The organism is Vibrio sp. N418 (assembly GCF_000222565.1).
GTDB lineage: Bacteria > Pseudomonadota > Gammaproteobacteria > Enterobacterales > Vibrionaceae > Vibrio > Vibrio scophthalmi.
Genome location: NZ_AFWD01000079.1, coordinates 1 through 14,084, shown reverse-complemented (window position 1 = coordinate 14,084; position 14,084 = coordinate 1). Strand labels below are relative to the sequence as shown.

Here is a 14,084-nt window from a genome sequence, read left to right as displayed (position 1 = left end):
GTGAAACTTCTGCTGTAGCGAACGTCATTTATTAAACAAATATCGGGGCTCTTTTATTCGCCCATGGACGTGCGACTTCAAGCTGATATGCCAATTCAAATAACAAGCGGTCATTACCACGAGCCGCAGAAAAATGGCTGCCAACGGGCATGTTATCGGTCGTCCAATAGAGCGGAACCGACATCGCAGGATTACCGGCCACATTTTCTACCGGCGTATAAGACATCAACTTTTCTGAGCGTTTCCAAATCTCTTCTCCTGACAGTGCTTTCTGATCAAAATAGCTAATATCTTGGGGAATATGGTTTGAACACGGAGTTAACCAAACATCAATTTGATCGAAGAATTGATGGTTATGCTTAAGAGCAAAAGCATGGCATTGAGCCTGAGATTCTGTATACAGATTAGGGTTCACTTGTGTACGAGCTTGCATAGTGCGAGCTAGATAAGTGACATTATCACTGACCTTGTCAGGCATCGACTCTAGTGGTGCGCCCAAAGCATCAAACTGAGCGGCAAACTGTGCCATCTTATTACCAAACACACCCATGTAGCTCAGCATAAACTGTTCTCCATCGGCCACGGGCTGATCGACTTCAATCACAACATGGCCCAGTTGCTCGAGTAGCTTCACACTGGATTTGATCGCCGCTTGAGTCTGCTCATCAGGTAATCGTCCGTAAATATCACGCATCGTGACGCCAATACGGATCGAGCGATTTAACTGCGTATGAATCATACCTATTGGTGTTCTTGGGAATGCGGTATCAAAACCATCTTTACAATGATTCTCCGTGACCGAAATCGCTAAGGCAGTATCTCTCACCGTACGTGACATAAACGATTGATGCGTAAAATCTTCCATCGTTGAACCATTAGTCAGCCCGGTAATCAACTGCTCACGGCTGGGTTTATAACCAAAAATTCCCGTTGCGGAGGCTGGCATTCTTGATGAACCACCGCCATCGGTAGAGTGAATAATCGGCGTATAACCCGCGGCGACTGCAGCCGCCCCACCGCCCGTTGAAGAGTGAACGCCTTTACGTAAATCCCAAGGGTTACGCGTCGCGCCATAAAGCGGATTTTGCGTACAGCCTAATGTCATCATTTCTGGAATATTGGTCATGCCAATGGTATTAAGTCCAGCATTGTGCGCGGCTTGAATAAACCATGAGGTATGTTCTGGTTTGCGGCCTTTGTTCAAAATAGAGCCTAACGTACTCTCTAGTCCCTCAACATCGACGCAATCTTTGGCTAGAAAAGGCACGCCAGCAAACGGCGAGTTTGGGTTTATTGTCTCAGCACGTTGCAACGCAATGTCATAACATTCCGCGACGACTGCATTCACCTCGCCGTTGGTTTGTTTAATTTTGTAGATCGCTTCTTGAACCAACTCTTTTGGTGTGGCTTTTTTGTGCCTAACCAGCTCAGCCATCGCTGTCGCATCTAACGGCATATCCGGTGTTCTAAAATCAGCAGGAAGCCCCTGCTTAGAGGATGGAGTTGCAGCGGAAAGTGACGCAGGAATCGTCAGTGCAGCGGCTGATATTGCCCCCTTACCCATCACTTTAAAGAAATCACGACGTTTTAGATCATTGTTCATAGTTTTTCGCTCTAGATAAATCCAACCGATGAACATAGATTACGGAAAACTTTGTATTACAACTCGACATATAGCGACAGCTTATGAGCCAATTACGCCAACTTGACCAAATACGCCACCGTTTAGCGTGATACAAAAACAAAAAAGCCTCTAATGACAAGCATTAGAGGCTTAAGTGAGCCATGGCAATTACAAATACGAATAGTGCGGAATTAATGCTTAAACGTATTCACATCGTTGGCACTATTGGCGGTGATATCACCCGCAGGGTTAAGCAAGTGAGGCAGTATTTTCGGCAAATTTAGTTCAATGTCGTTATCGGTGACGGGATTAATCACTTCGTTATACCAACCAAGTAAGCCCAGTACCGCATAGCCAATTGCATCGTCGTCTTCACTGTGATCAAGGATGATTTGCAGAAAGCGCAGAATCGAACGGTCATTGGTTTGCGCTTGCACACGTGTGGTGTGAAAGATATTTGTCGCTTCTGCAACTAGCCCTTCAAACTCAGTTTCAATTGCGACTTTGAATGAGCCGCCATCAACAGAAATTCTCATAGTATTGTTCGCCAATTACTTATTTTATTTACCAAAAAGCATACCGCCTTTTTAGTACCCTGTCGTTAACTCGGCTCGACTAACTGTTGATCTAGATAAGGGTTCTAATTCAGCTGCTGCAATTATCGCCGTTTCTTTGTGGGTGATATCAGAGACATTATTTGACAAACAATAAAGTGAGTTACACTAACATGACTTAAAGTAATTTAGACAATGTAAGGTAACCAATGATCGCGTGGAAACAGTCACTAGCGGGATATGAATGGCTCATCCATCAAATCTGGTATTTAGAGGTCGAAACAGACGAAGTCATTAGCCCCAAACCTCACCTTATTCCTAATGCCCGCGCGCATCTGTTATTTACACCTGCTGAACAAAGCTATAGCTACGATAACGGTGAACAATGCTTGTTTGGGTGCGGTAGTCACCTATTAACCGCCAATGAAAGCTTATTGCTACTTGATGACAATGCACCGCTAAAACGCATCGGCATTACCTTTCGCCCTGAAAGCTTGTATGTGCTCAACTCAGGCTCAGTGTCCAATATCAATCAATGCGCGTGGTTTGATTGGTTAAACTTACTCTTTGATGAACAGTTTCAACAAGAGCTATGGCAGCACAGCACCAGCAAAATGAAATTGTTAGCCTATATTCACCAACACCTTGATAAGATCCAACTGCAACCAAGCAGCAATAATGCCTTTGTTATTGCACAACGTGCCACTGCGGCATTTGAAGCATCAATAAAGAATCCGAACGCTACGCCTGCGTTGATGGGAATCGAGAACCTCGCCAGTGCCGCGGCATGCTCACGTCGCACGTTAGAACGCAGTTTTAAACAAGTGCTAGGCTTGAGTGTTAAGCAATATCTGCAAATGATGCGCTTAGAGCAGATGATCCTCGCGTTGTATCAACAAGAACATGATGTTGATTGGAGCCAATTTTCCCTGCAATTCGGTTTTAGTGACCAATCACATTTAATTCGCACGCTCAAACAGCAACTCAAACAGACGCCATCGAAGTATCTGAAACAACGGGATCTCACCATCGACATCTACGGAGATTTTGAATAGATATTTCAAACATCCAAAAGATAAACTTGTCGCAAATATCCAATTCCTCTCGCTTAACGTGGGCTAAGATGCGCTACAGATAACGAGGAAAACCATGTCTAATTCAAAACAAAATCAATACTCAATACTTAAACAAGGTGGCGCAATTCCTTTTACCGACACCTTAACCATTGCACTAATCCAGGCAGCTGACTTAGCCGAGATCATCGAAATGCTTAACGATGACAAGGTCAACCAATACCTGTTCTTTGCCCCAGCAGACAACTGCTTATACGAAGGATTCTTTGGCCCAATCATTGAAAACACCGCCCAAGCGATCAAAGACGGTATTTGGCCGGAAACACCGACGTTCATTATTCGCGATCAGCACGGCCGATATATGGGTATGACCGCCGTAACACCTGTGATGTTCCTACAAGGTAACTATGAGGTTGGCTACCAATTACCGGCTCATGCTTGGGGACAAGGCATTGCCACTCGGGCTTGCCAAATGATGACTGAGATTGGCTTTACAGAATTAAAAGCGCACAAAATCAGCGCAGATTGTTACGCATCAAACACTGGTTCTTATAAAACAATGGAAAAATGCGGTTTTGTGCTCGAAGGTCGTCAGCTTGATTACTTTAAGACAGAGCAAGGCTTTGACGACAAAGTGTACTACGGCATGACCCTAAAACAGTTCTCTGCACGGCTAAACCACTAAACTGAACCACACTTGCGCAAAATTCTCAGCCGTTAATACTTTTGTATTGGCGGCTTTTTTCTTTGGCCCTCCCCCCTATTGCGTGTAGTCACTCGCAAACTTATTTAGGTAAATTATGAACTTAGCATCAACATTTAATACCTAACTTTAGAACATATCGCTTATTTTGCAGGTAAAAATTACTTATTAAAATGATTTTCTGCTAGGTCGGATTTGTTTTACCCCCAATTATCCTTATAGAATGTACGGATTACATAAGCCGTTTTGGCTTAGCTTGTACGACTCCGAGGGTTGCATGATAGAAATCGTTATTGATGGAAAATATCGAATTGTAGAAAAGGGCCGCACCCTATTAGAAGTGGCCAAAGTGTGTGGTGTTGATATCCCTTCATTATGCGGCATGAACAAAAGCAATGAAAAAGTGCCCTGTGACTTGTGTGTGGTGGAAATAACAAACAACAACGACCAACCATCATCTGAGCAAGCAAACAACCGCTTACAACCAACTGAGCTAAAGCGCGCGTGTGAACTTGAAGTTTATCATGGCCTCAATGTTGTCACCCAATCAGAGCAATTAAGTGCTCACCGCAAACAAGCGCTCAACCGCATCATGACCGATCACTATGCTGATTGTGAAGCGCCGTGTAAAACCGCCTGCCCTGCAGGCGTCGACATCCAATCTTACCTTTACCATATCGCGCAAAACGACCATCAAAAAGCGATCGAGGTGATTAAACGCACCTTACCGATGCCGCTCTCCATCGGTCGTGTTTGCCCTGCATTCTGTGAAAGCGAATGTCGTCGCGCTTTGGTCGATGAGCCGATTGCAATTCGTCAACTTAAGCGTCACGCCGCCGATGCAGATTTAGCCGCACACGAAGCCTACACGCCCGTAAAGAAAGAAGACAAACAACAAAATATCGCGATTGTGGGTGGCGGTCCGGGTGGATTAACCGCCGGCTATTACCTCTCGAACGAAGGCTATAAGGTCACCGTATTTGAATCGATGCCTAAAGCGGGTGGCTGGCTACGTTACGGTATTCCTGAATATCGCTTGCCAAAAGACATTCTCGACAAAGAGATCGAGTTGATGTGTCGTAACGGTATGCAAATTGAGACTAATCAGAAACTTGGTCAAGATTTTACCCTGTCGCAATTAAGTCAAGACTACGACGCCGTCTGTTTGGCGGTCGGCGCTTCGCAAGCGGTTGAAATGAATTACACTGGCAGTGATTTCGATGGCTGCTATTTAGGTGTCGACTACCTCAAAGATTATGTTACTGATCAGCACTACGTCACTGGACAAAAAGTTGCGGTGATTGGCGGCGGCAATACCGCGATTGACTGTGCACGAACTGCACGACGTGCTGGTGCAGATACCACCTTGATTTATCGTCGTACTCGCGATGAGATGCCCGCGGAAGATTACGAAATCGTTGAAGCGGAACACGAAGGTGTAAAATTCCATTTCTTAACTAATCCAGCCGAAAACATTGCTGATGACAATGGTCGCGTTAGTGCGATTCGCCTTGAACGCATGGCGCTGGGCGAAGCCGATGCCTCTGGTCGTCGCAGCCCAAAAGCCACTGGTGAATTTTTTACCGAAGCGTTTGATACTGTCATTGCCGCGGTTTCGCAAAAGCCCGATTTGAGCTTTTTAGACAATGACTCGCTAACCATCCCACTGACTCGCTGGAATACGGCTGACGCCGATGATCTGACCATGCATACTGGCACGGGCAACATTTTTAGTATTGGTGATTTCCGTCGTGGCCCTGCCACCGCCGTTGAAGCGGTCGGCGATGGCCGAGTAGCAGCCAAAGCCATCGACCTATTTCTCAATGGCGATATGGCTGACATGCCAACACCAGCATTTAATTCGCGCAAAGAAAAGAAACTGGCTCAAGTCGATCCACTGCATTTTGAAAATATCTTAAAGGTTTCACGCTCAATCATGCCAGAGCTGACGCCAGCACAGCGTGAACAAAGCTTTGCCGAAGTGGAATTGGGCTTTGATAACGAAGAAGCAATGCGTGAAGCCGCACGCTGCTTAGAGTGTGGCTGCCAAGCAAACACCGATTGCGCGCTGCGAGACTATTCTACCGAGTACCATGCTGAGCAAAACTTTGACCATTCACTTGCCGGATCTTCTATTGCACTCAAAGCGACGAGTGTCATGGATCACCAAGATTGGCTCGACCTACGATCCAAAGATCCTCGCCACAAATACAGCGTGGACCGTAGCTCTGAATTCATTGAGTTTGATGCTAACCGATGCATTAGCTGCGGCCAGTGTATTCAAGCTTGTCGTGAAACAGCGGTACATGGCGTATTAAGCTTTATGTGCGACAAAAACGGTCGTCCAGCCTTGAGGCCAGATGATCGCCCACGTTTTGCCATCAACAACAAAGATGCGCAGGGCGTTAACCATGGCTCGCCAGCCAATACGAGCTGCGACAGTTTAACCCTGATGGGAGATTCAAACTGCGTGCAATGCGGCGCATGTGTGCAGGCATGTCCAACCGGCGCAATGGTTGATGGCCGCGATCGCTCACAAGGTCGTGATGAGCACCTAAAAGCAATAGATACTATCTGTACCTACTGTGGTGTGGGTTGCAAACTGACCATGATGGTCGATGAAGCCAGTAACCGCATTCGCTACGTCAAAGGGGGAGACTCCCCGGTTAACCAAGGCATGCTGTGCGTGAAAGGTCGTTTCGGTTTTGACTTTATTAGCAGCGAAGAGCGCTTAACCACCCCATTAATTCGTAAAGATGGTTGGCTCCAACCCGCCAGCTGGGAAGAAGCGATTCAATTGGTCGCCAACAAGTTAAGCGGTATTAAACAAGACTTTGGTAGCAATGCACTTGCGGGCTTCTCTTCGGCAAAAACCACCAACGAAGATAACTACGCATTCCAGAAGTTTCTTCGTCGTGAGCTCGGCACTAACAACGTCGATCACTGCGCACGTTTATGCCACGCATCAAGTGTGACAGGCTTAGAAGCCTCACTCGGCAGCGGAGCAATGACCAATGACATCCCAAGTATCCAACACTCGGATGTGATCTTTATTATTGGCTCTGACACCACATCAGCCCACCCAATCATCGCTTCACACATTAAACAGGCGATTCGTCATCACGGTGCACGTTTAGTGGTCGCCGACCCAAAACGGGTTGATATGGCCGATCACGCTGAGCTCTATTTAGCACATCGCCCTGGTACGGATGTGATGCTCCTTAACGGCGTGATGCAACAAATCATCAAAAATGGTTGGTACGATCAAGAATACATCGAAGAGCGCGTCGATGGCTTTGATACCTTACTGCAAGAAGTCATGTCACCGGCCTATAACTTGGATAAAGTCGAACTGGTTACCGGTGTTAAAGCTCAAGACATCTTTGCCATGGCGCGTATGATTGGTACAGCAGAACGAACTGCGGTCTACTACTCCATGGGCATTACTCAGCACACCACTGGGCACGACAACGTACGCTCAATCGCCAACCTGCAATTGCTGTGTGGCAACATTGGTATTGAAGGTGGTGGTATTAACCCACTACGCGGCCAATCGAACGTGCAAGGCGCGTGTGACATGGGCGCATTGCCAAACTGCTACCCTGGCTATCAAAAGGTGTATAACCCAATGGTACGTCAGAAGTTTGCCATTGAATGGAATGCACCAAACTTGCCTGATGAACACGGCTTGACGTTAACTGAAATTATCGACGCTGCTTGCCATCGTGATGTGCGTGGTTTGTACATCATGGGTGAAAACCCCGTACTGAGCGATCCTAACCAAGCGCACGTTATTGAGGGCTTGGAGGCATTGGATTTCTTAGTGGTGCAAGATATCTTCCTCACTGAAACCGCTCAATATGCTGATGTAGTGCTACCATCTTGCTCATTTGCCGAGAAGTCTGGTCACTTCACCAATACCGAACGTCGTGTTCAGCGCGTTAACAAAGCGGTTAATGCGCCGGGTGAAGCAAAAGAAGATTGGTGGATCATTCAACAAATTGCCAATGCCATGGGTAGCGACTGGCACTATCAAAATGTCGCCAACATCACCAGTGAGATCGCTCGAGTGACGCCGCAATACGTCGGTTTGCAATGGGAAAACATCCCACCAAACGGCGTACAATGGCCAAGTAACAAGAACAATCCACATGGCACGCGCATTATGCACCAAACCCAATTTACCCGTGGTAAAGGGCAAATGGTGGGGATTCCGTTCCGCTATGCGGCAGAGCTTCCTGATAATGAGTACCCATTAGTGCTCACCACCGGGCGCGTATTGGAGCAGTTCCACACGGGAACCATGACCCGCAAAACCAAGGGGTTAGACAATCTTGCCGGGCCAAAAGCGATGATCAGCGTGGAAGATGCCGAAGCACTGGGCATTAGTAATGGCCAGCGCCTCAAAGTCTCGACACGACGTGGCAGCATTGAAATTGACGCCTTTGTTACCAAGCGAATCCAAAAAGGATTGGTGTTTATCCCGTTCCACTTTGTTGAATCGCCGGTCAACCGCTTAACCTCTACCGCGACCGATCCGCATGCGAAAATACCGGAGTTCAAAGTGGCCGCGGTGCGCGTAGAAACGTTACAGACTGAGATGGTTTAACAGGCCCCAAAATATCCAATACCTTTAGTCACCAACAAAGGGCGAGAATATTAACGTAATTCTCGCCCTTTTCTTTATAAAACATCGCCTTGGACAATCCAATTAGTCCTTCTGGTTGATATAATCCATTCATAACAACAAAAACCCAACCACCACTGCATTCAATGAAATACTCATGTCTATTTCAGTGGTTAAAATTATTTGCTACCGATAGCATGGAATGATTGATGACAACGCCTTATATACTGAATATCTCAAGTGAACCACATCGCCTTGAACTACAACTGCTTTCTCCTTTGTCAAACGGACGTAATGAGTTGCATTGGCAACGTGATCTGGGTGAATTACAGCGTGAAAGCAATATCAGCCTAGCCGAATTTTATAACGATGATGAGTTTGTCGTCGCAACGACAACTGGACGGATTCATAAAGGTTCTATTCAGGGTGATTTGACTCTAGTGACCACTTTACCTGTAATGGGTATTCACGGCGGCAAAGGCTGGCTAGATAAAACGAAACAAGAGTTCTGGTATGCCGCTACAGCAAAAATAGACGATGAGCAGGGCGACCGATTGTATGGTTGGAACCTAAAAAATTGGCAACTTATTGCGCAAGTTCAATTGCCAGAATATCTTGATATACAGCAACTGCATCGCCGTCGTGATGGCAGCTTTTTGTTCTATCAAAAATGCTGCGGCAAACTACACAAAAGAACCCAAGGATTTTGGGTTATTAACCCTGTCACTGGCGAGGCTAACCATCACCTCCTCGACTCCCTCCCTGCGGCGGGAATGTATCAAACTCGCAATATGCTTGCGCTCTGTCCTAAGCGCGATATTGCCCTGCTTCCTTTCTTCGACACACTGCCATACCAAGAAAATAAAGGGGATCTCCAACTGGGTTTTCAGTTGCAACTGGTCGATTTAAACAGTTTTAATACACTGTGGATTAAAACTGTTCGTTGGTTTGGCAATGACACTGAGCAGATACTGGATGATGAAGTACGTCAAACTCTCCAAGATTATTATGCTGACGAGGAGCTCGATGATGATGACGTAGAGGATGCTCTTGAAGAATGGGTGGAAACGCTGAAAGGTATTCGCTTTAGTGATCAAGAGGATGCGTGCTGGTTGTGCTGGGCTGATGGCACTTTACGTAAGCTTTATTTTAGTCATCGCCAACAAGATTATCAGTTGACCGCTATGTCTCCCCTAGTCATGCCGACGCAAGAAAGTGAGGAATCTGGACAACCAAACCCTCTCAATCAAGTGGCGTTTAACCAATATGATTATCACTTACAGGTGTTAAACCATCATCAATTGGCAGTCATCAACTGTGATATCAAGATTGTTGATATTGCTGAAGTTAAACCTAGCGATAACGAGCTGGCACAACAAACTGTCACCTATCAAAAAGCGAAACAAGCTGAAGTAGAGATGAATGATGCATTCAGAATGTCCTATACCCGTGATGGTATTAACGTCATTGAAATTGACTATCTCGCCTTGCCCGAGTGCGTGTTAGAGGGCCTCCAAGAAATGCGACAACGAACCGCTTGCTTAGAAGATCACGTCAAAGGTATTCGTCTTGAGTGGCTGATTGAAGATCAAGATGGTAGCCAGCGCTCAGAAGCTGATTTTTGCGCTATGGCGATAAAACTCTCAGGTGCGGCTAACATGATGGAGCAAATAATTGAGAATTTCTGCGCTTATCCGTACGCATCCAAATTAATCAGTGGTGAAAATAAAGCCGCACTATCTGATATGGTTTTGAGTTTAGCGGCGCATAACATCCGCTATTTACCATTAGTGAACCGATATTTAAACATCATTGATGTTGCTCAGTTTGGCCGCTTCCATACCCAACACACACTACCGTTGATTGAACAGTTATATGGACAGAGCCTAAGACACAAGTTCAAATATCATAATTTTATCAAAAACTTACCTACAGACTTGCCTATCATCCAACCGATAAACAAGTAATCTGTAGGCCTAACGAACGCGACAAATGAATGCACTCAATCAGTGCATTCATTTGAAGTTCAATTACATGCGTTTGAGCATATTCAATGTAATCTTGGCTGAGTTATCGGCCGTCGCTTTTTTCAAATCGCTGTAAACCACTTCGGCTGAGCCATCCGCTTTATCGGAGATAGTACGAATAACCACGTAAGGAACGTTAAACGCATCCGCTACCTGCCCCAACGCAGCACCTTCCATCTCTACTGCCATGGCATTAAATTCTTTGTAAATCCCTGTCACAATCTCTTTGTTAGCAATGAACTGGTCACCCGAAGCAATAATACCTTGATAGACACTCTCTTTACCTAACTCGTCTACCGCTGCATCAAACGCATATTTTTGTAGGTTTTTATCCGCGTAGAACAGACGGTCTTCATAATCTGGCAACTCACCTTTAGGCTTGCCAAACATGGTTAAGTCGACATCGTGCTGTACAAGGCTGGTTGAGATCACGACATCAAGCGGATCAAGTTTTGGCTCGCTTGCACCCGCAATGCCGGTAAAAATCAGTTGCTCGACACCAAACGATTGAATGAGCAAGGTGGTGGTCATCGCCGCATTGACTTTGCCAACCCCAGATTTAGTCACAATGACCTCTTTACCTTCGATTTCTCCGGTATAAAAAGTATGGCTACCAATCTGTTTTACTTGTTGATTTTCAATTTTTGGTAGTAGCGCTTCTACTTCAACATCCATAGCGCCAACAATACCAATGGTTGATGCCGCCGAAGGCAATGCGCAAACAGCAAGCATTGCGGCCAATGATTTCTTAAACATACTGATCCTGAACATATAATACGCATCACCAAACTGTGATGTGGCGCGGAGTATACCTTGGTAAACGGCAAAGGCAATCGTTTGCGCAAATAACCAATCTCACTGAGTAAGAATCAGTGACATATCGCTCGCCACGTTTAATGACGGTCATCAATTCAGGATTATGGACGGATAGATGATCAAAGTCTCAAACCCTACAAGCAATACTGGAAAGCAATGTCGATATCCGCTAAATAAGCCTTCAAATAAGTTACACCTACAAAATAGATGGCTATTAACGAATCGTTAATGAACAATCACTTGCGAGAGCTCATCGCCACCAGTTATTGCCTACATCGCATCCAAGGATCTGCATGCATTTTTATCAAGCAGTCATAACGACTGCCGCGCTGACCAGCGCCTCTTTAACCAGCGTTAGCGCACAGGCCTCACAAAATATCTCATCTTTGATGATAGAAATCCGTCAACAAGATGGAATTAGCTTCTACTACAGTATCGCCAATGGAATGACATTAAACGGCGACGTCACGATTGTCCGAGATAACCAAGGCTACACCGTAGGCCAATTTTCCCAAGGTGTTCCCAATGGTCGCTGGCAGGTATTTCTACCTAATAACCAAAAACTGCTGGATGGGCAATATGTGCAAGGTTATCAAGATGGTCAATGGCAGTTGTTTGATAGCAGTGGCAACCTAAGTGAAAAGCAGCACTACCGTCAAGGGGTGCCCGATGGCGTTTGGGAGCAATACAATCTTCAAGGTAATGTCGATCAAACAACCCTCTATAAAGAGGGGCAAAAAGTACAAGTAGAACGTTTTTTTGCCAGTGGAAAACGACAAGCACTAGAAACCTATTTGGATAATCTTCGCCACGGCGTGTGGGAAACCTACCATGAAAACGGGACGGTCGCCTTACGTCAAGAGTACGCCAATAACCATCTTTCAGGCCGTTACCTTGAGCAAAATAGCGCCGGGAAAATTATCGTTGAAGGCGAATACAATACCCAAGGCGAACGACAAGGGGCTTGGCGAAGCTTCTATGATGACGGCACTCCGAATAGTGAAATTCATTTTGAAGCTGGCATACACAACGGCAAAGCCCTCTCCTACTTTCCTAGTGGACAACTTGCTCAGCAGGCAACCTATAAGAACAACCACCTGGATGGCGAATCCCTGCGCTATCACGAAAACGGTCACCTCTATGAAAAAGAGCACTACCAAGATGGACAGCTTGATGGTCTACAAGTTATCTATAATGCGGATCAGGTGGTTATCGCTGAGAGCAATTTCAAACTGGGCACACTGGCCGGGGAACAAAAGAGCTATTTTGACGACGGTAAGCTAAAACAACTGACCAATTACCACACCACCATACTGGCCGATAACGGTCAATATCCACTCCACGGCATTCAAGAGCAGTATGACTCTGAAGGCCGATTGGTGGAAAAAGGCAATTTCAAGCAAGGTGTTAAAGATGGTTTATTCACTCGCTATCGCCAAGGAGAAATGGAGAGTGAGGAAAACTGGCTCGCAGGTGAACGCCACGGTAAGCAAACTCGCTACTATGCGACCGATAAACTGCGCAGCATTGATCATTACGAACACGGTAAACAGACTGGTCGCTCTGAAAGCTATTTTGCCGACGGTACGCTGAAAGAGCGCGGTACGCGTCTCAATAGTGTTTGGATAGGTAAATATGAATCTTTCTATGAAACAGGCTTGCCACGTGAAGTGATTCACTATGCTTCAACGGTCGATGAGAACACCTATCGAGCGAAATTTCATGGTCATTATGCTCGCTGGTTTGGCAACGGAGACCCGAGTGAAACTGGTGAATACATTGAAGGCAAAAAAACTGGCGAATGGCTGGCGTACAATCAAGGGCTAGTAACTCGTAAACAAACCTACCTAGACGGCAAGTTAAATGGGGAATACGCCGAGTATTATAACGGCCGCCGCCGCGTGACCGGTCTCTATCAGGACAATATGAAAACCGGCGTCTGGACAGGCTATCGCTACCAAGAAAGCGATCCTACCTTTGGCACTATCGCGGAAGGCAATATTCTCCGTACCAGTGAATATGCCAACAATAAGCTACACGGAAAACGTGAGTATTTTGACTTTAAACAGATCCGTTATCGCAGTGAAAGTTACGTAAAAGGCGTTCAAACCGGACCTTACGCGGAATACTATGTCACCAATGGCCAATTAAAGCGCCAAGGTGAAATGATTAAAAATGTACAAACTGGCCTGTGGCAAGGTTGGTTTGAAGACGGCATGCAATCATTTAGTAGTGAATTATTAGCCGGCCAGCAACATGGTGAACATCGTGAGTATTACGCTAATGGTCAACTCAAACAGCACGCTCAATTTGAGAAAGGCAAACTAAACGGCCTGCTCACTCAGTATTACCAAACGGGTAAACAAGAATACCAAGAGCAATGGTTAAAAGGACAAAAAGAAGGCGAAGCGAGCTACTTTCATACCAACGGAAAACTGGCAGAAAAAGGCAGTTATCTACGTGAACGTAAAGAAGGACTTTGGCTCAACTATTGGCCGAATGGTGAAAAACGCAGTGAAGGCAGCTACATCAGTAACCTGCAATCTGGAGATTGGGTTTATTACGATCAATTCGGCAAGCTAATCAAAACCGAGCACCACTAAACGATTTTTGTGGTGGTTGCGCCGGTAATCAACGAATAAAAAAGAGCTCTCATCGAG

The 14,084-nt window shown here is 45.8% G+C and carries 8 protein-coding genes; 5 read left to right on the top strand and 3 right to left on the bottom strand.

Features of this window, described 5'->3' with window-relative positions; genetic code table 11:
• Positions 1–31: 31 nt before the first annotated feature.
• Entirely contained in the window at positions 32–1,639 is a 1,608-nt protein-coding gene (locus RH86_RS16670) for an amidase (protein ID WP_009387413.1), read from the bottom strand.
• Between the two features lie 176 nt (positions 1,640–1,815).
• Positions 1,816–2,160: a hypothetical protein gene (locus RH86_RS16665; protein WP_009387412.1), complete on the bottom strand. Its 345-nt coding sequence runs from the start codon at positions 2,158–2,160 to the stop codon at positions 1,816–1,818.
• Positions 2,161–2,387: 227 nt separating this feature from the next.
• On the opposite strand from RH86_RS16665, the gene RH86_RS16660 reads away from it, so the two are divergent.
• From RH86_RS16660 to RH86_RS16645, 4 genes are all read left to right on the top strand, one after another.
• A complete protein-coding gene (locus tag RH86_RS16660; RefSeq protein WP_009387410.1) occupies positions 2,388–3,233 on the top strand; it encodes a helix-turn-helix domain-containing protein in 846 nt (281 codons plus the stop codon).
• A 94-nt stretch (positions 3,234–3,327) separates the two neighbouring features.
• Positions 3,328–3,936, top strand: a complete 609-nt coding sequence (locus tag RH86_RS16655; protein WP_009387408.1) for a GNAT family N-acetyltransferase — start codon at positions 3,328–3,330, stop codon at positions 3,934–3,936.
• 295 nt (positions 3,937–4,231) lie between these two features.
• Positions 4,232–8,563 (top strand): formate dehydrogenase subunit alpha, encoded by a 4,332-nt coding sequence (gene fdhF, locus RH86_RS16650; RefSeq protein WP_009387406.1) that lies wholly within the window; start codon positions 4,232–4,234, stop codon positions 8,561–8,563.
• A 227-nt stretch (positions 8,564–8,790) separates the two neighbouring features.
• Positions 8,791–10,548 (top strand): hypothetical protein, encoded by a 1,758-nt coding sequence (locus tag RH86_RS16645; protein WP_009387405.1) that lies wholly within the window; start codon positions 8,791–8,793, stop codon positions 10,546–10,548.
• Between the two features lie 63 nt (positions 10,549–10,611).
• On the opposite strand, the gene RH86_RS16640 is transcribed toward RH86_RS16645, so the two are convergent.
• Positions 10,612–11,364: a 5'-methylthioadenosine/adenosylhomocysteine nucleosidase gene (locus tag RH86_RS16640; protein ID WP_009387403.1), complete on the bottom strand. Its 753-nt coding sequence runs from the start codon at positions 11,362–11,364 to the stop codon at positions 10,612–10,614.
• Between the two features lie 353 nt (positions 11,365–11,717).
• Here RH86_RS16640 and RH86_RS16635 point away from each other — a divergent pair, with 353 nt between their 5' ends.
• Positions 11,718–14,027 carry a toxin-antitoxin system YwqK family antitoxin gene (locus RH86_RS16635; RefSeq protein ID WP_009387401.1) on the top strand — a complete coding sequence of 770 codons (2,310 nt, stop codon included), beginning with the start codon at positions 11,718–11,720 and terminating at the stop codon, positions 14,025–14,027.
• Positions 14,028–14,084: the final 57 nt, after the last annotated feature.